This window comes from Paenibacillus sp. FSL H8-0259, assembly GCF_037963255.1.
Lineage (GTDB): Bacteria > Bacillota > Bacilli > Paenibacillales > Paenibacillaceae > Paenibacillus_AQ > Paenibacillus_AQ phytohabitans.
In genome coordinates this window covers 4,648,102-4,669,156 of the sequence record NZ_CP150147.1, presented here as the reverse complement: position 1 = coordinate 4,669,156, position 21,055 = coordinate 4,648,102, and the positions used below count along the sequence as shown (strand labels likewise).

Annotated in this window: 24 protein-coding genes; all 24 read left to right on the top strand. The window is 46.2% G+C overall.

Annotated features, from left to right (window positions below):
• Window positions 1-118: 118 nt before the first annotated feature.
• Entirely contained in the window at window positions 119-691 is a 573-nt protein-coding gene (locus NSU01_RS19865; protein WP_144025997.1) for a hypothetical protein, read from the top strand.
• A gap of 209 nt (window positions 692-900) precedes the next feature.
• The gene (locus NSU01_RS19860) at window positions 901-1,755 is read left to right on the top strand and encodes a restriction endonuclease (RefSeq protein WP_076242923.1); all 855 of its coding nucleotides are present in this window, start codon (window positions 901-903) and stop codon (window positions 1,753-1,755) included.
• Between the two features lie 110 nt (window positions 1,756-1,865).
• Window positions 1,866-2,324, top strand: coding sequence for a hypothetical protein (locus NSU01_RS19855; RefSeq protein ID WP_076242924.1), 459 nt, complete (start codon window positions 1,866-1,868; stop codon window positions 2,322-2,324).
• Between the two features lie 41 nt (window positions 2,325-2,365).
• Window positions 2,366-3,826 carry a hypothetical protein gene (locus tag NSU01_RS19850; protein ID WP_076242925.1) on the top strand — a complete coding sequence of 487 codons (1,461 nt, stop codon included), beginning with the start codon at window positions 2,366-2,368 and terminating at the stop codon, window positions 3,824-3,826.
• A 5-nt stretch (window positions 3,827-3,831) separates the two neighbouring features.
• Window positions 3,832-4,044 carry a hypothetical protein gene (locus NSU01_RS19845; protein WP_076242926.1) on the top strand — a complete coding sequence of 71 codons (213 nt, stop codon included), beginning with the start codon at window positions 3,832-3,834 and terminating at the stop codon, window positions 4,042-4,044.
• Window positions 4,045-4,119: 75 nt separating this feature from the next.
• The gene (locus tag NSU01_RS19840; protein ID WP_076242927.1) at window positions 4,120-5,421 is read left to right on the top strand and encodes a hypothetical protein; all 1,302 of its coding nucleotides are present in this window, start codon (window positions 4,120-4,122) and stop codon (window positions 5,419-5,421) included.
• A 3-nt stretch (window positions 5,422-5,424) separates the two neighbouring features.
• Complete coding sequence (locus NSU01_RS19835) at window positions 5,425-5,805, top strand: head decoration protein (RefSeq protein ID WP_076242928.1); 381 nt, start codon at window positions 5,425-5,427, stop codon at window positions 5,803-5,805.
• Between the two features lie 14 nt (window positions 5,806-5,819).
• Window positions 5,820-6,833, top strand: a complete 1,014-nt coding sequence (locus tag NSU01_RS19830; protein WP_076242929.1) for a major capsid protein — start codon at window positions 5,820-5,822, stop codon at window positions 6,831-6,833.
• Between the two features lie 14 nt (window positions 6,834-6,847).
• Entirely contained in the window at window positions 6,848-7,258 is a 411-nt protein-coding gene (locus tag NSU01_RS19825) for a hypothetical protein (protein ID WP_076242930.1), read from the top strand.
• Entirely contained in the window at window positions 7,248-7,685 is a 438-nt protein-coding gene (locus NSU01_RS19820) for a hypothetical protein (protein WP_042136416.1), read from the top strand. Before NSU01_RS19825 ends, NSU01_RS19820 begins: the two co-directional genes overlap by 11 nt.
• Window positions 7,685-8,254, top strand: coding sequence for a hypothetical protein (locus tag NSU01_RS19815; RefSeq protein WP_042136418.1), 570 nt, complete (start codon window positions 7,685-7,687; stop codon window positions 8,252-8,254). Before NSU01_RS19820 ends, NSU01_RS19815 begins: the two co-directional genes overlap by 1 nt.
• 47 nt (window positions 8,255-8,301) lie before the next feature.
• Window positions 8,302-8,829 carry a hypothetical protein gene (locus NSU01_RS19810; protein ID WP_231575357.1) on the top strand — a complete coding sequence of 176 codons (528 nt, stop codon included), beginning with the start codon at window positions 8,302-8,304 and terminating at the stop codon, window positions 8,827-8,829.
• Window positions 8,826-9,260: a hypothetical protein gene (locus tag NSU01_RS19805; RefSeq protein WP_042136421.1), complete on the top strand. Its 435-nt coding sequence runs from the start codon at window positions 8,826-8,828 to the stop codon at window positions 9,258-9,260. The genes NSU01_RS19810 and NSU01_RS19805 overlap by 4 nt, the downstream gene beginning before the upstream one ends.
• 69 nt (window positions 9,261-9,329) lie before the next feature.
• Window positions 9,330-9,515, top strand: a complete 186-nt coding sequence (locus tag NSU01_RS19800) for a hypothetical protein (protein ID WP_042136422.1) — start codon at window positions 9,330-9,332, stop codon at window positions 9,513-9,515.
• A 30-nt stretch (window positions 9,516-9,545) separates the two neighbouring features.
• Window positions 9,546-10,328 carry a hypothetical protein gene (locus NSU01_RS19795; RefSeq protein WP_076242932.1) on the top strand — a complete coding sequence of 261 codons (783 nt, stop codon included), beginning with the start codon at window positions 9,546-9,548 and terminating at the stop codon, window positions 10,326-10,328.
• A gap of 49 nt (window positions 10,329-10,377) precedes the next feature.
• A complete protein-coding gene (locus NSU01_RS19790; protein WP_076242933.1) occupies window positions 10,378-10,701 on the top strand; it encodes a hypothetical protein in 324 nt (107 codons plus the stop codon).
• On the top strand, window positions 10,667-10,957 hold the full coding sequence (locus NSU01_RS19785; protein WP_076242934.1) for a hypothetical protein: 291 nt from the start codon (window positions 10,667-10,669) through the stop codon (window positions 10,955-10,957). The genes NSU01_RS19790 and NSU01_RS19785 overlap by 35 nt, the downstream gene beginning before the upstream one ends.
• A gap of 126 nt (window positions 10,958-11,083) precedes the next feature.
• The gene (locus NSU01_RS19780; protein WP_256703786.1) at window positions 11,084-16,492 is read left to right on the top strand and encodes a transglycosylase; all 5,409 of its coding nucleotides are present in this window, start codon (window positions 11,084-11,086) and stop codon (window positions 16,490-16,492) included.
• Window positions 16,493-17,296, top strand: a complete 804-nt coding sequence (locus NSU01_RS19775) for a phage tail domain-containing protein (protein WP_076242936.1) — start codon at window positions 16,493-16,495, stop codon at window positions 17,294-17,296.
• A 14-nt stretch (window positions 17,297-17,310) separates the two neighbouring features.
• On the top strand, window positions 17,311-18,138 hold the full coding sequence (locus NSU01_RS19770) for a hypothetical protein (protein ID WP_076242937.1): 828 nt from the start codon (window positions 17,311-17,313) through the stop codon (window positions 18,136-18,138).
• Window positions 18,139-18,153: 15 nt separating this feature from the next.
• The gene (locus NSU01_RS19765) at window positions 18,154-19,194 is read left to right on the top strand and encodes a hypothetical protein (RefSeq protein WP_076242938.1); all 1,041 of its coding nucleotides are present in this window, start codon (window positions 18,154-18,156) and stop codon (window positions 19,192-19,194) included.
• A 15-nt stretch (window positions 19,195-19,209) separates the two neighbouring features.
• Complete coding sequence (locus NSU01_RS19760) at window positions 19,210-20,397, top strand: hypothetical protein (RefSeq protein ID WP_076242939.1); 1,188 nt, start codon at window positions 19,210-19,212, stop codon at window positions 20,395-20,397.
• 12 nt (window positions 20,398-20,409) lie between these two features.
• Window positions 20,410-20,895 (top strand): XkdW family protein, encoded by a 486-nt coding sequence (locus tag NSU01_RS19755; RefSeq protein ID WP_076242940.1) that lies wholly within the window; start codon window positions 20,410-20,412, stop codon window positions 20,893-20,895.
• A complete protein-coding gene (locus NSU01_RS19750) occupies window positions 20,895-21,026 on the top strand; it encodes an XkdX family protein (protein WP_076242941.1) in 132 nt (43 codons plus the stop codon). Before NSU01_RS19755 ends, NSU01_RS19750 begins: the two co-directional genes overlap by 1 nt.
• The last annotated feature ends 29 nt before the right edge of the window (window positions 21,027-21,055 follow it).

Below are 21,055 nucleotides of genomic sequence, written 5' to 3'. Positions count from 1 at the left end.
AATAACATGTAATGCTTCCAAGAATAAGCGGAGTATCAATTAGAAGATAATTTAAATTGTTTATCGAAGGGCGAATAAATAATTGCAACCTGAGTCAAAATATATTATAGGAGGTGCTATGATGCACGATAAAGACTACCAACAATTAGTAAAACAGATTGGAGACAGAACGAACAACGATTCGGGTGAATTGTTAAATATCGAAGGGTGGGGCCCATGGGATTACAAGGATGTTTCTTTTGATGAAAAAGGACCAGAAATAATTATTCCAAGCGGTTCGTCGATGACAGGATTTATCTATTTCGAGCATCCTGGTGATGCTCTATCGAATATACGACTGATATACAATGGTGATTCTGGTGAACATCTTACTGATGATGCTTCACAAACATATGGAGGAGAAATAAAAACACGTCTTGAAACTCGTTACAATCCAGATAAAAAATTTGTTGCTTTGAATACTAGAATACTCTTTGGTTACGCTATGTCAGATTTACAGTTCATCTATGTACATTCAGCAGATGGAGTATATGGAGCGCGTTATCCCTTGGGATTTATTCACCCAGAGTGGTCGGCTAATGATTCGTTTTTACATCTCGCATCGGCTGGTTGGGAAATCGATGGATTGCAAATGGCGGTTCATTATGGAGATGCGGTTTGTGCAATTCGAGTTCATACACGAAGAATATAAGACGACATAAAATGCAAGGATTGTCAGGTTGGAAATCCGTAGCAACAAAGAATAAAACAAATAATAGGCACAAAAAAACAGAAGGTGAATAGATAAAACTCGCCTTCTGTTTTTGTATCTGAAAATTCAAAGGAAATCTGATATCTCCTAGTATTGGAGGTGTTACAATAAAGAGGCAATAACAAATACTAGGAGAGTGATATGTTCAGATGGAAGCAAATCCGAATATTCAGTATGAGTTACTAGCAAAAGAACTATACGAAATACTTCATAGGGCTGAGGGGATTAACACTATTGACATTCAACATAATGTCAAGGTTCGCGGCAGATCTGGTTGTGAACATCAAATTGATGTTTATTGGGAATTCGAAATGGTTGGGCAGAAACACAGAATTGCAATAGAATGCAAGAATTATACACACGATATCCAGATAGGAAGAATTAGGGACTTCTTTGGTGTTGTTTATGACATAGGCAGTATTAATGGGATATTCGTTACAAAAAAAGGTTACCAGAGCGGCGCCAAAAATTTTGCTGATTACTATGGGATTTCATTACAAGAAATGAGAGAACCTAATGATGAAGATTGGGAAGGCAGAATTAGAAAAATCATTTTTGACATAACTGCGTATTCAAGTAAGATAAAGAAAACGAATGTTGTACTTAACAAGGAGTGGTCCGAGAAAAATGGATCTGTGGAAGCAATAGATAATACTCAGTTATATGAACTAATGGATAAAATGGTTTTAATAAATGAAATGGGAGATAGAATAACAGATGTTTATGAATTGTCTAATCAGTTACCTAGCCCATTGAAAATAGATAAAATTGAACTTTCCGATTTCACTGATTTAGTGCATACATTCAATTATTCAGATGCATTCATGATAATTAATGGACTCAAAGAAAAAGTAGATGAAATCACATTTACTTATGACATAATATCAGATCAAATTATCTCAGAAGCAGAGTTCTTTGCTAAGGCCATACTAAAAGATGTAAAGTCAGGTGAAATTAAATTCTTCGACGAAGAAGGCGGTGTGAAATTACCAAAAAAGCCGTAGTAACACCGAATAAATCCAATGATATTATTAATCCATAGAAGTATGAACGAATACAGAAGGTCAGGAAATTTTTCCTGCCTTCTATTTTTATGTCTGGAGGAATGTTACCCATGAGATGCCCAGCATGTAGAACGGAAGAAGTGAAGCAGTTAAATATCGGCAAGTGTGACAAATGCATTGAGATCAGCAGGACCTGCACTGAATGTGGGTTACTGGTTGATCCATCAGCAGTATTCCTAAAGGTTGAAGATAGCCAAGAAGTCGCGCGGGGTCACAAAGACTGCATTGATCTAAAGGCAGTAGCACCAAAGAAAACCATGTTTTCTGCAGACTACCAATTTGATCCTGTACAAGATCTCATAGCATGGGTTAATGGCATGTCTAACAAAAAGACCCAGCATCATAGCCCCAGATTAATCAAAATGCGACCAGAGATCTTTGAGAACCTTAAAGGGACTATACCGATTGAAACGCGGTCATTGTTGTCTGATCATCAAATCATGGATTACTTCGGCATTCCACTTGAAATAGTTCCAGATCTGAAACCGCCCATTGATTACATCTATTAATACAAAACAAAATGTTATTTCTGGAGTGAGGAGGTGAAAACTTGAAATGGTATCATAAACTCATATATTCTGCTGCCAATGCAATCTTACCGGCATCTGTAAAGCGTCAGATGATGGGTGTTGGCAGATCAACAGTGCCAACCAATAACAATGCCTGGGGCATATTCAATTGGCTACCGAAGAAGTACCAGCGTGCGCACACCATTGATTTCACCAAGCTGCAAAGCTACACGGCTGAAGAATTGCTTGAGCTTCTGATATCAACCCATCCGGATATTTCACATGCCTTATATACTTACTTGCGAATGGGCGATACAGAACTGACGTTCACGGCCAAGAAGAAGACAGGCACAGACGACAAGTCTGGACAATGGGCACTGGATGCAATTAAGGAGATGCTTGAGACACCGTTGGCTTCACCTGGATATCAGCACGGACGTTCTTTGGATAAACTTGACACCGTTCAGCGCATGATGATAATGGTTCGCGGGGCATGCGCCGGTGAAGTAATTTTAAATGAGCGATGCAATGATGTAATCGACATTGTGCCAGTAGATCCGGCGTTGATCTGGTTTCGCAGGGAGCCGGTCACGAATAGATTGGTGCCGTGGCAGTATGTCAAGAATCCCGGCAGCAGGCAGACAGGCGAAGAATGGTTCGGGCAATACAAGAAGATCGACACTCCAACCTTCATCTATGAAGAGTTCGACCCAATGGTTGATGATCCATACGGACGCACACCGTTCCTGCCGGTGCTACAAGTTGTGTTTTTCCACCTGCAGGTGCTTCAGGATCTCAAGGCGGTTGTTCACAACCAAGGCTATCCACGGTTAGACATATCCATGCTTGAGGAAATCATGCTGAAGAATATGCCGACAAGCATCAAAGGGAACGCCGCAGCACAGCAGACATGGCTCAAGGAACGAATGGACGAGATGCTAAACCATTTCAACTCACTCAATCCAGACGATGCCTTAGTCCATTGGGACAGCGTAAAGGTCGAATATTTGAAGGGCGGTAACAGTGGCCCGATGATCGACATCAAGAAGCTGATCGACATCATTGATACTCAGATGGCGACAGGTTTAAAGACGCTACTTACTTTGTTATCCCGGCACCAAGGTTCCACAGAGACATACAGCTCAGTGGATACCCAAATATATATCAAGTCCGTAGAGTCCGCCCGGAGCGTAACCAAACGTTTCTGGAAGCGGGCTTTTTCTATGGCTGTAAGAGTGCGTGGAGTACAGACACAAATAGAAGCTGACTATGCTCCGATTGACTTACGTTCTGAGATGGAACGTGAACGTGATCTAAGGTCAAAGCTAAACAATTACGTTCTAGCTGAGAAAAACTTTTACATCACTCCAGGAGAAGCGGCTACTGAAGCTCGTTGGATAATGGGACTTGACCCGAAAATCCCAGCCGAGCTGTTACCGAAACTTGAAAAGAAGCATGAAACCGATCCTACCCAACAGATTCCACCGAATGGAGGTGAATAGCCAATATGCAACCAACAGTAGGACGTATGGTTCACTATTTCAGTTATGGTACGCCCGGCGGTGAATACAAGAGCGAACCGAGAGCGGCGGTAATTACTCAAGTTCACAATGCAACATGCGTGGACTTGTGCGTGCTCAACCCAACAGGATTGTTTTTCAATCAAAACGTTGTTCAGGGCCAAGACGGTGGTAAATGGGACTGGCCTGCAAGAGTTTGATTCTGATGCGACCTTGAGCGCGAGAGGTGATCCCAAATCTAATTTTCATTACGAGAGGGAGGTGAAAAGAAGTAAATGGCAAAGCCTACAGCCGAGCAATTGGCGAAGATTAATCAGAAAGCTCTAGTACCTCTTACTGATGAACAAGTCAATGTCTTTCAGGCCAGGATTATTGGAACCAAGCGAATAGAGAAGTACATGATGAAGGTAACTCCAAATTTCCTTCGGAAAATGGCCGATCAAGTTAAAGAAGGGGTCGCCTTACTGGTAGATCATCCTTGGCAAAAGTGGGATGCCTTATCATTTCCTTATGGACGGACCTTTGACAGCAAGATTGTTGAAGAAGGCGGCGAACTGGAACTATACGGCGACCACTACATGGCAAAAGGCCTTGAAGCTAACGGTATCTCGACAGACCAACTGGCTATAGGCATTGATGCAGGTACAATCTTTGATACTTCAGCCGGGTTTGTTTCCACGAAACACACTTGCAGTATCTGCGGCGGGGATTATTTCAGAGGTTCGGAATGCTCTCATATGAGAGGCCAAGAGTACGAAGGTAAGGAATGCCTTGTCCTCGCTGATGATGGATACATCATGGAGAACTCCATCGTCTTTGATGGTGGATACGAAGGTGCTGGAATTACTCGCGGATCTCTCTCTGCAAAACCTCATGAAGAAGCGGATGACCAGCAGCAAACTGAATACGAACCACTCCCCTTAGATGCGAAGTCGCTGGATGGCGATGGACGCGTCTTTTATTTTTTCAGCAATAAAGGCGGCATGAATGCTTTTGTATCCAAACAGCACCACACATTAGAACAGGCCAAGATACTGGCCGAAGGAGATGACACTGTGACAGAAGAACAAAAGGCAGCTTTAGCAGCGGCACAAACACAAGCAACTGCGCTGGCGGCTGCAAGTGGGGTGCTGGGACAAGTCCGGGTAGCGCTGGGTGTTGAGAATGATGCTGATATCACGGCGAAGCTTACAGCGCTGAGCGCTCAAGCAGCTGACGGAGCAGCATACAAGGTCAAGGTTACTGAACAAGCCTGCGGAGCCGGTGTCCGGGCATTGGGTGATGCCTTCAACGTTGAAGCAATGAAGACAGCGCTGTCCCATTTACCGGTAACTGAGATTGAGAAGATCAACGCGACCTATGAAGCCCAAGCACAGGCTGCATTGGGTGGCGGCGGACGACATACCACGGGCGAAGACCTTAATCTTCCTGAAGGAGCTCTGAGTGGTGCGGCTCCTGCAAATCCACAGAAACCTACAGATAAGACGCCGGAACAACTGAGAGAAGCGGCCAAGACTGAAGCTCGGGCATCGCTTTCTAAGACTGGCTACGGCGGAATTATGAAGGAGGCGAAATAAAGTATGAACGGAAATAATTACGGCGGATATCCCGGCCCAGGGCAAATGTTTACACAGGAGTTCACAGAGGTCCTGCTTTCTACGGATCTCCAAGCGAAACTGCCAGGCGGAATCCTTTTGAAGCAAGGTCAAGGCATTGTCAAAAAAGGGACTATCATAGGCAAGATTTCAACAGCCGGAGCAGACAAAGACAAAGCAGTGGCTTACAGTTCAGCAGCAACTAATGGCTCAGAAGTAGCGCTGTGCATCCTTGATAACGACCAGGACACTACGCTTACTGACATGCCGGCTTCGGCATGGATTGCCGGTATTTTTGATTCAGCAAAATTGACAGGTCTTGATACTGCCGCAAAAACAGCGCTCAAGCTCTGCTACTTCGGTTAAGGGAGGAAAAACAATTGCCAAACGTACTTGATCCATACTACCAAACTGAGGTAGTTCAGAATATTCGCACTGATATCAATTCCTTTCGTGGAGCGCAACTGCTTACTGGCGGCGTAGATCTTAAAACGGAAACCAGCCTTACCATCGAGTATGACATCGTCAATGACGATACTGGCATGACACCACCTACTCAAATGAATGATCCATCGCCTATCCACTCTGCACCACCGGTTGGTCACATGAACTTCACCAACCAGGAATGGCGTGAAAAAGCAATTATTGATCGCGAGAAGATTGCTAAGCTTCGCAAGCCTGGTGGGCCATTGGATGAACTCTGGGGCGAAGAATACATGGTTGAGCAACTCGTCAACTTGAACGGTCGCCTTGAAACGCGATTCGAGTGGATGAGATGGAAACCACTCTCGGGAACTCTTGTAATCCCAGCGACCAAAACTATGCCTTCAAGAACGATTGATTACAAAGTTCCTGCTGCAAACAAACCAACGGCCGCGACTCTTTGGAGCAACTTGGCTGCTGCTGATCCATTGTCTGATTTGGACCTTTGGAAGTTGCTATTCCGTGGAACCGGTGCAAGACCATATGGTTTCTTCGTAAATCAGAAGACAGACAACCTTTTGAAGCAGAATGCAAAAATCCGCGACTTGCTGAGAACACAGTATGGCCGTGATCTTATTGCTGCTGATTCATTGTCGTTCATCATTAAACAGCAGTTGGGCGGCTTGACGTATGAGGTTTATGACGGTGGATACATTGACGATGCCGGTAACTTCCAGCCATTCATTCCGGACGGCGTTGCAATTATGGTAGGTCAAGGCATGACCGGAAACATGATGGACTTGGTAACAAGCCCTAATAACTACGAGGACATTTTCAACGGCCATGTTGGCAAGTTTGCATTGACGAAAGAAATCGGTGATGATCCAAAACAATGGACCATCGTTAATGGTGCTACCGTGCTGCCTCGTATGCGTCATACAAACTGGCATGTTTACGCGACTATCGCGTAAGGAAGGAGGTTAACATGACCATTGTAAGAATACTGAATGGATACGTGGGCGGTTGGGCTCCGGGGGATATCGTAAAAGATGCCCCCGAAGGTCTTATTGAAATTGCTCGGGATGGAGTTAAAAACCTAGCAACTGGTGAACTCATTGCCGAGATTATCGAAGGCGACTCAAATGGTTCAGGAGATACATCGGAGAGAGAACAGCAGCTGCAAATCGAGTTGAACGAATCCAAGAATCGTGAAGCTGAGTTGTTAGCTCAAATTGCCGAACTACAATCCAAGTCTGATAACGGAGAAGCTGACGATGAAGTGAAAGAATTGAAGGCAACGGCTAAGGAGTTGAAAATCCCTGGCAATACCAAAATGGACGCTGAAGAGTTGAAGAAGGCTATCAGCGCTGCCGGTGGTGACGGTGATGGCAAATAAGATCCTCACTACGGAAACGTACCACGAGGAAATAAGAGGGCGTCTAGGAGTCGGTGAGGATGTAATATCCGATGCCGATATAGACGCCCTTTCTGTTTTAACTATTGCCGAAGCTAAGGTGATTGCAGCAGTGCCGGACTACGCCGAGTTGGTTGATGATGATAGGAACTATGTGTATGCAGCGGCTGTAACTATGGTCGCTGCTATGCTGGCTCCATCCATGACGGCCAGAATCGCCAAGTCCAAGAAAGACTTCGATTTCTCTATTGAGAATCAAGTTGTGGACTGGCGTGCATATGGAATCCAACTGGTTGACGATGCTTATGCACTGATTGATCTGATATCTACAGTTACACCGAGCGCTGATGCTCCGATATTCGGCGTTGCTGGTCCAACGCGATTCAAGGAAAGGTGGCGGAACTGCTAATGTTCAAACAATTTGCTCACCGCCATTCACCTTGTACTGTCAATGGATTGCCGGATGTCGTCATACTGTCCAGGGATACCCGAGCAACGACGATTGTCGGTAAGGAATACATGTATAATGGCGTGTTTGCGCCAACTTCCCCAGTGACTCCTGGAGACTTGATTGATAACGGGGACACGTTTCTTGTACAGACACTGCGTTTGACCACAGAGAGGGATAAATACTGTTCTTTAATCAAGACCAATGCAACAATCACCGTACAGCGCTATTCGCAAGAATACGACGATAATGACAATCCTATCGGCGATGAAGAATATAGACCCATTGCCGAGAATGTTATCGCCTTTGCTCAATACGTCACAGCGCGGCTTCGCCAGGATGATCCGGGCTTGCTGCCCTCCACATCATACACGTTGCAGTTACAAACAACGGTTGATATAAAAGATCCGCAAGATGCCATCCACCCCGATCAAGTCATTCTGCACGGCAAGGCATATCAGGTAGATGCCGTTGATGTGGTCAAATACCCCAATCTCCTGCATGTGCAGTTATCGGACAGTGTCCGATGATTACCGGATATGATGCCGTAAGGGCGTCTAAGGACCTCGAAAGCAAGTTGGCAGTTGAGATTACCGGACTCACGAAACTGGTGTTACTGACCGCCAAGGGCGGTATACGGTATTATCCAGCAGTAAGAGACAAGATACAGATGGAAATGTTCGTGCTTGCAAACAAAATGATCGAAGGCGACATCACCGCCGACTATTGGCAGGCATGGCTTGAACAGTTCGGTAAAGGTTCCTTAATGGCCGATACTTCGCAAAACCCTGGGTTGGTTACCTACATGAATTCCGATGCATGGAACCGTCTGAGATCGCGCGGTAGGAAGGTGGTTGTCGGGCGTGGGCAAGGAAATTACAAAAGCATTGATGGAACAATGCGATATTCAGGTGGTGGTTATGCTGGAGTGGACCTGGAGGAACTAGCTGAACGCGGTGATATTGATCCAAAGTTCAAGCCAACACCTCCAACCTATTTCCTGCGTATCGCTATCCAGTCCAACCGAACCCGAATCCTGCAAGGCATCGCAGAGGTAATTGAAAACTTCCCGTACCACCGGTACTTTCTGGAGGACAAGCAATGAGTTTACAACTGATTGACGCTATACAGAACACACACAAGGCTGACGCGGCGTTCATGGCTTTGCTTAAGCTTTTACCTACTGCAAACGGCGAGCAGATGGCGGCGCGATTTACAAAAGGCGTGGAGCCGGAAATTGTGGTCTCCAAGGATACAGTACCTCATATCTGTCAGTACATTATGCCGGGTCAATATGGTAGAAATCATCTTGTTTTTAAAGGGAAGTTTTGTTTGGACTTTTACGGAAAGACGGGATATGAAGCGAAACTGCTGTTCGAAAGATCATTCAAGCTTTTTCATGACGACCATATTATTCAACCGGGATTCAATTCCTTCCGTTGTAGTCTTGCTTATGATGGCGACTTTTCCACTGGCATAGCCGGCGTCAAAGGCTACAAAGGAATTTATGATGTCGATTATATCCGTACGAATTAAGCAGGATAGCAGGATAAACGGCAGTATAAAGTATAAGTGAAGAAATACGAGGAACGGGGTGAACCATTGATGGATAAGCCTGATCTCAAAAAAGATCCGTCTGAAGTTGAGAAGCTGGTGAAAGAAAAAGTTTCCCTAGCTAGAAAACTCGGCATATGGGAATCTTTTAATCCAGTTGAAGATTATCAAAACAAAGAAGAATTTGCTCAGATTACCGAAATTGACAAACGCCTATCCGTAATCATTAACGGCTAGGTTTTTTAATGTCCTAAGGAGGGATAAGGAATGGGTATTTCACCGAAACAGTGGGTTATAGATGACATTTCGAATGCAGCCCTGTTTGATCTTGCTACTGGAGATCCAATGGCTTACTTTGAACGGCTCGGAAAGTTAACGCTGACAATTGCCGCACCGCAGCAGCGTGTGTACGGCGGTACAAGCAAGTATGCTTTTCACTTGACTGAACAGGACGCGGAATCAAGTGTGCAAATTGAAAACGCCGTCCTGGACCTTAACCAACTTGTCGCAGCGACAGGAGCAGAAATTACAACCGGCAGTACAGTAGTGCCGCGTGTCGAAAAACTCACAGTTTTGACTGGAGCAACCTTCACTTTGTCTAAAGGAGCAACTCTGGTTGCTGGCAGCGACCGAATCATCGTGGCAACAAAAGGTTTGACAAACTCAGGGGTGCAATTAACACGCGTTGCTTCTGCACCTACTGCACTTCAATATTCGATCACAGTAGCCGGTGTTGTAACTTTGGGCGATTCAACATTGGTAGGAAAAGACGTTCGTGCCTTTTACGACTCAACCTCTGCTACTGGTACGGCTACGTCCATCAAGACGGACACTAAAAATAAGGCATATAAATTCGTAGCTTACGGTAAAGCCTTGGATGATGAAACTAACGAATGGTTTGAATGCGTTATTGTCATCTATAAGTCTCAAATGCTGGGATCGTTCGTCATTGATCAGCAACGGAAATCGGCAACCACCAGTTCTATCGAACTTGCGGTGCTCGATCCAAGTCGGGCAGACAAAAAAGCGATTGATATTCTAACGGCCTAATTAATTGGGGGCGAAAGTCCCCATATTCTAATACATGGAGGCAAGCAATATGGAAGATCAAGAGAAGATGGATTTAATTATGGGGATTGGACCAAAAATCACTCTATCCCCAGAGGTCAGCAAGACTCTTAGAGTCGGTACACTCAAGCAAATCAAAGAGGTTGGGGCGTTGTACAAAAATGGGCTGACTCAACTGAAATATGCTGCTGTATTCCAAGAAGGAGATGAACAAAAGGCTACGTACGAGAAGTGGTCTGAAATATTGAATATTGTGTTCATCGAAGGGTTCAGTGGGGCGGACATTGAGGAGTTTATTCCTGATGTGCTGGAGGAAGCGGTTGATCGATTTCTCTTCAGTAAGCCAGGGGCCTGAGCGTAAAAGTCGGGGCAAGAGCATACCGGGGGAAGAAAGTAAGCCATTAACAATGGACGAGCTTTACGGCAGGTTATCTCGCCGTAAACTTGCAAAGCCCTGGTACGATCATAACTGGTATGAAGTAATCGCTATATTTGATGACATGAACGAGGAAATGAAAGACCAAATTCGCCTTCATGGCGGTGAAATTGAAGAGCCAAAACCACTGACAAGAAGCGGAATCGCTGAAATCCTCAGTTTTTTCAACCGGTAGTTACACATTTACAGAGACCTCCGTCACCAAGCGGCAGGTCTCTTTTTCTATATATATGGATCAAACAGAAGCTAAGGAAAATTTTCCTTATCAAAACCCAAGAGGGGTGAAGATACATTGACAGACATGGGTAAGGATGTAGTCGGAGCAAGGCTTAAGCTGGATACATCTAAGATGTTTCCTGCATTTCAGGCGATTGATAGAGGAGCAAAAGGCAACGCCGAAACTTTCAAGGTACTCAATCAAGAAATAAACGTCACCACTAAGAATTATACCGCCTTGGCTGGTGCAGCAGATAAACTCGCGCTGACATCCGAAGATCGGCGAAAGAAGATCATGGCTGAGTCTGATGCTTTGGTTAAGCAGCGTAATGCTCAAACTGCATTGATCAAAGCAAAAAAGAGTCAACTAGATCAGACCAATCAATTGGTAGATGCTAAACTCGCTGCGCAAATGGCAATCGTAGTCAAGAGAGAGAACGCTATTGAGCAACAAGAGCGGGAACACCTCAAGCGCATGGAAGCCCTTCAAAACCGGGCAAATAAAACTGCGGGTAGCAGTTCAACGGGGATATCAAGCACAGCTGACAGCACTCGGGAGCGCGTGCTAAGAGAAGAACAATCAATTCGGCAGAAGCTTGCTCAGATGGAAGAGAAAGAAGCCCAACTTGCTCGTAAGAATGCTGCAGAACGTGAAGCTGCGGTGCGTTCCCAGGAACAAAAGGAAATCAAGATGCGGGAACGGGTCTTGCAAGAAGAACAGAAGATCCGCGCGGCCTTGAAGGCTCGGGAACAGCAAGAGGCAAATATCCGGGAACGGATCATCCAGGAGGAGCAGAAGGTTCGCAGAGCGCTTGTGACCCGGGAACAGCAAGAAATCAAAATGCGTGAGCGCATACTCGCTGAAGAGAAGAAGGTATTACAGTCCCTTATTTCAACCGAAAATCAAATGAATCAAATGGGGAAAAATACGGGTTTTCTAACTCAAATTAAGGATGCCGCCATCCATGCTGCTGTTTTCCATACCGTTTTCCGTTCGATGATGACCGTTCAGGAAGCCATGAAAGAAGGTATCGTGGATATTGAATCCAACATGGCTGGTTATGTGCAGACCAATGAACACTATTTCTTGCAGTACAACCAAGGAACAGGCGAAATGGTCATGAACACAAAACTTCTAAATGCTGAAACTGAAAAGTTCATCCACACCACACATGACCTCGGATCGGAAATCACCGATGTAACCGAATCAGCCCGCCTATGGGGCCGTATGTACAAAGATGCTGGAATAGTGCAGGAAATGGTACGCAAGTCCACGATGTTATCTACAGTCGATCTGGTGAGCCTTGAAGATGCTACAAAGAGCATGGAATCTACACTTGCGCAATATGGGGTGCAGATCAAAGACGCAAACGATGCTTCTGTGCTAGGTGGACGTATCCTAGACTCCTGGTCTAAGGTAGCTCATGATACTATGGCTCCGGCACAGGACTTGGGAGCGGCATTTGAACGGACGGGTAAAATCGCTGCGGAGACCGGCGTTAGTTTTGATGTGATGAATGGTTTGATCTCTTCTGGTATTCGTAATACTGCGCTATCCGGGGAGAACCTGGGTAACATGTGGAAGACCGTTCTCGGTACGATCCGGACGGATAAAGCCGTTGCTGAAATTGAAAGCCTTGGAGTTGCCACAAAGGAAGTTGTTGACGGTACTGAACAATGGCGCAGAGCAGATGATATCTTACTCGACCTGTCTACTAAAGTAATCGATAAAAATTATGATTTGACGAAGTCCTATGCGGATATTTCGCGCGGGGTCTATCAGTATGCCAAACTGGCAGCGTCCCTTAATGCTGGGGACATCCTCTTAGGAACAGCAGCATCCATCGGTTCTACTGGATCTACACTGGAGTACCTCAAAGTTCAGATGGATACGATATCGCGGAAGGCGGCGCAAACTAAGGCTTCGCTTCTGGAAATATTCAACCAGGCAGGTGATGATGGATTACGTTCAGCAATTAAAAAATCACTGGATATCATCGATCAGTTATTGATCGGGCTTACTAAAATACCTAAAGGAGCATTTGCGGCCACTGCTACACTTGGCGGCTTGCTGGGCTTGTACAAACTGATTGCGCCGTTGCTGACTCAATGGAGAGCGGCACAGACAGCGCTAAATACTGCCATCGCTATGCATACCACATTACAAACGGCGGCTACAGCGGAAATGGTCGTTTATACTGCGGCTGCAAAAGCGGCAATGATTACTACAGCGGCATGGACTGCTGGATTAACGCTACTTGCTGGAGCTATCGCCGTATTTGTTTATCAAAGCGGCAAGGCCGAAAAGGCACAGAGAGAGCATACCCAGGCTATGAAGGATGAAGACGCAGCCAACCAGCAGATGATTAGTCAACTTCAGCGGCAGATAGAGTTATTGCCCAAACTCGTGAATGCTCATAAATCCTTGGAATCATCACTTCAGTCCGCTAATCTATCTGAACAGAAACAAACACAGATTAAGAAGCAGTTGGACGAGGTCTCCAAAGCACTAGTTATCACATTGGGCGAAGAAGGGGCGAAGCAACTAGAGACTGCGGGATTTACCGATGAAGCCGTACAGATTCAAGTGAATGCCTTGAATGCTTTGATAGCAAAACAGAATGAGGCAAGGAAGAATGTTCTTTCTGACCAGCAAAATCAAGTGAATAAGGATCTGGAGAAAAACGTTGCAGAGATCAATAAAGCTAAGGATAAATTAACTAATCTAAAAACAAGCCTGCTCGCTCAAACAGGTGAATTTGTTAAAAATGTATTCACGCTAAATGATTTACAAGATTCATCGAAATCAGTAAAGAATCTAGAAGATAGAATTGCCAGTCTAACCGTAAAAAACAACGAACTAAGAGCATCGTCTGCGGATTTAGGCGTGCAGATGTCCACTCTTGTATTGCAAGAGGATCAATTCGCAGGAAAAGCCGGAACGGCATCGGAATCAGCATCGGACCAGGCGGCGATACTGGCAGACCTTCGAGAGCAGATTGACGGAAATGGATCTGCCATCAGCGAAATGAATACACTCCTGAAAGAAATGACTGGAGAACAGTCCATGAATGCTTCTGCGGCAGCTGAACTGATTTTGAAATACCCCCAGTTAGCCACGGAGATATATAAAACGGCGGATGGATGGAAATTCGAGAAAGATGCTGTTGAAGTGCTGCGAAAAGCCAAGGTACAGAAGGCTATTGATGATCTTAAGTCTGAAAAGGCTTCTACCTTCAACACCAGACTAGCGACTGATGAACGTCTGAAGGCATACGGCATTGAAGCTGAAGCGATAAAGAGTCTAGCCGACCTGAAGGCAGCCATGAACGGTGTAACGTCTACAACCCTAACTACCGGAGATGATCTTAAGTACTTCAAGCCATCGTTTAAGGATAAAGGCGGGGTTTTAGACGAAAAAGCCAAGCAAGAAGCTGCGGCCAAGAGTGAGCTGGACAAGATATATGACTCCTATGCCAAGGAACAAATTGATTACCAAAACAAAATAAATGCCTTAAGCGGACTATATAAAGATCCGGACTTTGGAGTAAGTGCGGATAGCGACAAAAAGAGTAAAAGCGGAACAAGCGAAGCCGATAAAGCAGCCAAAGCAGCAAGTGATGCGCGTAAAGAGGCATATGCTGAAGACTTGGATAACTTCAAGTACACGGCAGAGAGGCAACAATGGACCATTGATCAACAAGCGGCGGGTTATGAGCGCCTAAAGAAACGGCACGCGGCATACTTGGCCGAAGATAAAGATGCAATGAAGCAATGGAGCCGGGATGTCATAGCGCTCAGCGATGCGCGGTACACCGAAGATGTTGCGAACCTGGATAAGAAAACCGAGCGCATGCGTCAAGCCAACCTGCAGGAGATTGAGATCGTAAAGGCCACCTTTGATTTCTATACCAAGGAATCCAAGAAGGCCTACTTAACCGCTGATCAAAAGACAGAAGCCGATAAACAAGTTTATGACTTATCCAAGCAATACAACGAACTTCGGTTTACCAACTCCACAAACTGGATAGAAAAAGAAGCCAATAAGATGGAGATGGCCGGAAACAAGAAAGTCGATATCATCAACATGGAGTTACAGGCTTATGAACGTATGACGAAAGACAAGAATCGATCTGCAGAAGATAATTTGAAACTGGAACAAAATATTTACGAACAGAAGAAATCTCTTATCGAACAACAATTTTCAGACAGTCAGAAGGTTATTAGTCACCGTAAGGCCATTGGGGAGCTTACTGCGGCTCAAGAATTACAGGAGTGGCAAAAGATACAGGCTATGTACCGCGTAGGCACTGAACAGCGTATGGAAGCTGATGAACAGGTATACGCATTACGGCAGAAGTTGATTGAAGATGAAACAAAGTCGGTTGAAACTCTAGCATCTACTTATAAATCCAAAATTGAAGCCACGCGCGACGCAGCGGTGAAAGCAATAGAAGCGGAGCGCGATGCATATCTTGCGGGAAAGGACGCTGAGATTCAGGCGATCGATGATCTGCTAAGCAAGCAACAGGAACTTAATGAGGATCAAGATTATGAGAGTGCCTTAGCAGAGAAACAAGCGCGGTTAGCACTGCTGGCTTCGGCGGTTGGCCCGGACGGGATTGCCGAACGAGTGCAGGTCCAGAAGGACATTGAAAAACTGCAATTGGATCATGAACGGGAGTTAGCGAAACGAAGCCTTGAAGAACAGAAGCAAGCCCTCCAGGACGAGAAGGACGCAAAGAAGACAGCCTATGATAAGGATATCGAAACGGCTAAATCTCACTATGAGGATCTGATATCGGCTTTCGAAAGCTTTTCATCTGACACAGCAAACCGTGCTGAGGTTCTGAAGAACATCCAAGTGCTGAAGGAGTCCGAGAAGAACGCGGAGATCCTGAGTCAGTTAGATCAGTTCATTTCAGACTATCAATCCAAGATGAGTGCAATTACCACGCTGTCGCCTACTGTGAGCGGATCTGTGACACTGGCGGCATCAACAGGTGTAAGTCAGAAGGACGCAGACTTAATTGAATACAACTCAAATAAGGATGCCTGGGACGCAGCCAAAGCAGCAAAGAATACAGCCGAAATGGAAAGATTGGCTGCACGTAATGAGGAGTTACGGCAGAAATACGGCGTAATTAAAGACACTAGAAAACTTCAGACATTTCATGATGGTGGCGTAGTCCGAGGAGCGCGGCGCGGTGAAGAAACAACAGTCAATGCAAGAGTCGGAGAGATGTACATCAATGACCGGCAGCAGGACAACCTTTTTAGAATGCTTAACTTTAAAATGCCTTCAATTGATTTCTCTATGCCAAGTTTTTCTATGCCAGCAGCGTCAGGAGGTTCAAATCCGCAGCGGGTAAGCAGCACCAGCGTAACATTCTCAGGAGATACTTATATTACAGACGAAGCCGTAGCAAAGGTTTATTGGACTGAAAGGGATAACTTCGTGCGGAGGTCGCAATCCAGATCGGGGGCGAAATAATTGATTACAGCAACAGTAGATGGTGTAACGTTTGAAAGTATCGGACTGGGGCTGAAATCTCACAATATCCCTGTTCTGCCCCCGACAAAGGATAACACAGTAGAACTGGCTGATCGTGACGGTGCCTTAGATTTTGGCAGTACCTACGGACCCAGACCATTCAACCTTGAGTGCATTATAATGGCTGACGATCCGACATTGGATTATCAAAGGAGAGTCGCTCTTGTAGCGGCTCTTTTTAACATCCAAAAAGGCGATATTGTATTTACCTTTGAGGATCATCCGGGAAAGAGATTCATAGGTAGGTACGCAGGCACTATGGATATCACAAAGCTGATATTTGATGGAGAGGTTACAATACCCGTCAAAATGAATAATCCATATCCTGAGTCGATCCAGGATACAACCGTCCGAGAATATGGGCAAGGGTTGGAATATGGACAGGGATACTTGTATAGCGATTATGCAAATTGGATATCTGCAAATGGACAGAGCATTGTTATTCGTAATGAAGGCAGTGCCAAAGCTTTCCCTATCATACGAATTAGCGGATCTTTCTCCGATTTGCATCTCTCAGATGGAACTTCGACACTCATACTATATGGCACGAGTAGCGCTTCGGATGTGTGGGAGATTAACTGCGATATGGATGAATGCACCGTTCTCCTCAACGGACAGAACGCTTTTTCAAGAAGCAATGCTGTTTTCTTTAGACTCCAACCCGGGAATACAACATTCACAGTGTCAGGTGGATCATTGGCGGTTAACCTCGCATTTATATTCAGGTACAAATATCTCTATTGAGAGGAGGAATCGTTTTGGCATTTAATCGAAGAACAATCAACAAAGAACTCGACATAGCAAACCTTAATAAGCACAACGACAATTACGCGGATATCGAATCAACATTAGATGCGCATGATATTGCCATTGCAACATCAGCCAGCCATATAGCAGACGGTAACATCCATACTACCGCAGCCGAGAAGACCAAGCTTGCGGGGATCACGGCCGGAGCTGGTGGAGCGAACTCAGCTACGGATTCTGTGATTGGGAGCCGGACGGCAACGGACAGTGTGACACCCAGCCTGACAGGGACAATAACAGCGCTGTTCTCCAGTTTGTTCACCTTGATCAAAGGGATTACGGGCAAGTCCAGCGCTCTTACGGCTCCGGCTACTACGCTTGAGGCGACCAAGGCTCATATGGATACAACCAGCATCCACACTACGGCAGCGGAGAAGACCAAGCTTTCCGGTATTGCTACCGGGGCAGAGGTCAACCAAAACGCCTTTGCCCAGGTCAATAACATCCCGGCTGCTGCTGAGTCGGACACGTTGACCGTGGCAGGCGGGACCGGCATCACCATCACGAATAACCCAACAACCAAGACTTTGACGGTCACGGCCACGGGGACGGCCACACCAGGAGCACATGCCTCTTCTCACTTATCCGGTGGAAGCGATCCTATACCTGTGGCGACTACAACGGCAGCGGGATTGATGGCAGCAGCAGACAAAACCGATCTGGCAGCGGTCAAAACGAAAGTGACGGCATTAGAGGATTTTTTGGGATACATGCCGATTGATGGCGGGGCGTTCACTGGCAATCCTATGGGGCCTACTATTGACGGCGGAACAATATAAAGGGGGAATTAGTCCATGGCAGTAACGACAATTAAGATCAGACGGGGGCCAGCATCTAACCTAGCCGGGCTGAGTTTACAAGAGGGTGAACCGGGGTTTGTAGTAGACACGGGTAAATTCCTCATTGGGGATGGTCAGGGCAATAATGTTGTAATCAATCCGGATCAGGCCAATGCGACCACGGCAGATAAGCTCAAGACGGGGCGTACTATTGCAATCACGGGGGACGGCACAGGCACCAGCGCTGCTTTTGATGGATCAGCCAATGCTTCTATTGCATTAGTACTTGCGAATACCGGCACAGCCACAGGCACTTTTACAAAATTCACGGTAGACGCAAAAGGCCGGATTACTTCCGCTGTGCTTCTCACAGCAGCTGATATTCCGACTTTGACTTTGGCGAAAATCAGTGATGCTGGTACAGCAGCAAGTAAAAATACGGGTACGGCAATTGGTAATGTGCCCATTGTTGGAAGTGATGGTAAACTTGACGCCGCTATTATGCCTGCTCTAGCAATATCAGACACTTCCGTTGTTGCAAGTCAGGCGGCTATGTTGGCCTTAACGGCTGAGGTGGGCGACCTCGCCGTCCGGACAGATATTAATAAGACCTTTATCCTCCGGGTAGCAGGGGCTTCCACCCTCGCAAACTGGCAGGAGATCCTATCACCTACGGCAGCAGTATCCAGTGTAGCTGGTAAGACTGGAGCCGTGACGGTAACGGCGTCTGATGTAGGGCTGGGTAACGTGACTAATGAGAGTAAGGCAACCATGTTCACAAGTCCAGCCTTTACAGGTACACCTACGGGTCCTACTGCAGCAGCCGGTACCAATTCAACACAACTAGCCACAACAGCATTTGTGGAGGCGGTCCGTGCAATTTTAGCTGCAGCAGATGCGCTTAAGGCTCCGTTAGCATCGCCTGCTTTTACGGGCAATCCTACAGTGCCCACACAGGCCACCTCAGATAACAGTACAAAGGCGGCAAGTACCGCCTATGTTCAGGCTCAGGGATACCTAAAGGCAACCGACACCATTGACGGCGGCACATTCTAAGGAGGGCAGTTCACTATGGCGAATAAAATACAATTAAGACGCGGTACTAAAGCACATCTGGCAACTCTCGGAGCCTTATCAGCCGGAGAGCCTGGTTATACCACGGACACCAAAGAGCTCTATATAGGTAATGGGGCCGGAGCCAATACACCTGTGGTTACAGCGACCTCAACAGATATTACCTACTATGTCCGTACAGATGGTAATGACGCTAACACGGGGCTTGCCAATACTACGGGCGGGGCGTTAAAGACGATAGGTAAGGCGGCCAGCATGGTTCCGCAGGCGGTTAACCACACCGTTGCAATCAATGTGGCGGCTGGAACGTATGCGGAAGATGTTCTGATATCGGGAACTAATGGCGCTGGATATGTTGCGTTTAATGGCACTTCAGCAAATATACGATCATTCACCGCTGCCAGATGTAGCCGTGTTGTAGTTTCCGGTTTTACAGGAACGTCTACCTCTCAGTCACCTTTCTATGCATATGATGGAGGCAAGTGCGATTTTAATAACTGTATCACTACGGTATCAGGATCTAGTGCGGCAGGCGTTGCAATCTTCAACCAAGATAGCACAATTGAGGGGTGTACAATATCTAATCGTGGTACTGCAATTCAAGCTGAGAAGGGGCAAGTAACCGTTGTAAATTGCACTGGAACCGGAAATTCCACGGCTATTCTTCCAAGTGGCGGTGCGCTGGTTAATACTGCGGGAACTTTAATGAGTGGTGCCCTTGATGGGGCAAATGGTGGAGTTATTAACCCTTGGGGAGATAATACAACAGAATCACGTTCTACCGTATGGGCTTGGAGAAGTGCTAATGCTGCTGTTAGTGCAAATACCTTTACAACTGTTATATTCGATGGCGAGGGCACTGACAAACTTAGTGAATATAATAATGCTATCGGAGGATTCACACCTTTGAAAAGCGGCTGGTATGCGATAAATACGCGAGTGCTGTGCTCATCTTTACCGGCGGGTTCTATTTTGTATCTTCGTTTCCTTAACGTCACTACTAGCAGTTCATACGATATGGATAGAGTAAACGGAGGAGGACAGGATGCAGCGGCACAAGGTTCTCTATTGGTCTTCATTCACGCAGGGGAAACTATCGTTATACAGATAAATCCCGCAGGAACTACAACGACAGTATACGGCGGTTATCAGTTTACGAGGTTAGAAATAATCAGAGTAGCATAAGGAGAGATCAAGATGAATATTGCGTACGCAGTTATGCATATATACCCTGGCTCAGATCCAATCAAAGACTTTGAAGTCTGGGACAATGGCCCGGAGCCGGTACTGCATCCGGGAGCCGAAGAGAAAGGCCGGGTCCGGTATGAGATCAAGCCCCCGGAGGAAGGCGAGGAGCCGCAGGAGGGCGTACACTACCGTTACGGCATCGACTATAACCTGCTTACATTGGGCGAGGATTACGACCTTGTAGAGCGGGGGCCGCATATCGCAGTGTGGAATCTGGACGAGCCGCAGCCCACGGAAACGGAGCTGCAAGCAGCCTGGGAAGCCTACCAGGAGGCAGAAGCCAACATGCCGCCGCAGCTGACGGAGATCGAGCAGCTGCAGATGGATAATGCCGGTATATTGTTGGAACTGGCTCAGACACAGACGAGGCAAGAACAGCAGGAACAGGATCAAGCTGCCTTACTCCTCAGTCTTGTGATGGGAGGTGTATTGTAATGGACTGGTACGCATTAGTTAAGCGCTACTACGCTGCAGGGCTTTACTCAGCAGTGCAGGTGCAGGTATTTGTATCCGCCAAAAAGATTACAGCTGATCAAGCTACAGAGATTACAGCCAGCGCCGAATAGTAGGCGTTTTTATTTTGCCCTCGGAGCTG

What these genes read in the sequence shown, in the direction of transcription:
- NSU01_RS19865 (WP_144025997.1), top strand. Translation starts at nt 119, where the DNA reads ATGATGCACGATAAAGACTACCAACAATTAGTAAAACAGATTGGAGAC.
- NSU01_RS19860 (WP_076242923.1), top strand. Translation starts at nt 901, where the DNA reads ATGGAAGCAAATCCGAATATTCAGTATGAGTTACTAGCAAAAGAACTA.
- NSU01_RS19855 (WP_076242924.1), top strand. Translation starts at nt 1,866, where the DNA reads ATGAGATGCCCAGCATGTAGAACGGAAGAAGTGAAGCAGTTAAATATC.
- NSU01_RS19845 (WP_076242926.1), top strand. Translation starts at nt 3,832, where the DNA reads ATGCAACCAACAGTAGGACGTATGGTTCACTATTTCAGTTATGGTACG.
- NSU01_RS19840 (WP_076242927.1), top strand. Translation starts at nt 4,120, where the DNA reads ATGGCAAAGCCTACAGCCGAGCAATTGGCGAAGATTAATCAGAAAGCT.
- NSU01_RS19835 (WP_076242928.1), top strand. Translation starts at nt 5,425, where the DNA reads ATGAACGGAAATAATTACGGCGGATATCCCGGCCCAGGGCAAATGTTT.
- NSU01_RS19825 (WP_076242930.1), top strand. Translation starts at nt 6,848, where the DNA reads ATGACCATTGTAAGAATACTGAATGGATACGTGGGCGGTTGGGCTCCG.
- NSU01_RS19820 (WP_042136416.1), top strand. Translation starts at nt 7,248, where the DNA reads ATGGCAAATAAGATCCTCACTACGGAAACGTACCACGAGGAAATAAGA.
- NSU01_RS19815 (WP_042136418.1), top strand. Translation starts at nt 7,685, where the DNA reads ATGTTCAAACAATTTGCTCACCGCCATTCACCTTGTACTGTCAATGGA.
- NSU01_RS19805 (WP_042136421.1), top strand. Translation starts at nt 8,826, where the DNA reads ATGAGTTTACAACTGATTGACGCTATACAGAACACACACAAGGCTGAC.
- NSU01_RS19800 (WP_042136422.1), top strand. Translation starts at nt 9,330, where the DNA reads ATGGATAAGCCTGATCTCAAAAAAGATCCGTCTGAAGTTGAGAAGCTG.
- NSU01_RS19795 (WP_076242932.1), top strand. Translation starts at nt 9,546, where the DNA reads ATGGGTATTTCACCGAAACAGTGGGTTATAGATGACATTTCGAATGCA.
- NSU01_RS19790 (WP_076242933.1), top strand. Translation starts at nt 10,378, where the DNA reads ATGGAAGATCAAGAGAAGATGGATTTAATTATGGGGATTGGACCAAAA.
- NSU01_RS19780 (WP_256703786.1), top strand. Translation starts at nt 11,084, where the DNA reads ATGGGTAAGGATGTAGTCGGAGCAAGGCTTAAGCTGGATACATCTAAG.
- NSU01_RS19765 (WP_076242938.1), top strand. Translation starts at nt 18,154, where the DNA reads ATGGCAGTAACGACAATTAAGATCAGACGGGGGCCAGCATCTAACCTA.
- NSU01_RS19760 (WP_076242939.1), top strand. Translation starts at nt 19,210, where the DNA reads ATGGCGAATAAAATACAATTAAGACGCGGTACTAAAGCACATCTGGCA.
- NSU01_RS19755 (WP_076242940.1), top strand. Translation starts at nt 20,410, where the DNA reads ATGAATATTGCGTACGCAGTTATGCATATATACCCTGGCTCAGATCCA.
- NSU01_RS19750 (WP_076242941.1), top strand. Translation starts at nt 20,895, where the DNA reads ATGGACTGGTACGCATTAGTTAAGCGCTACTACGCTGCAGGGCTTTAC.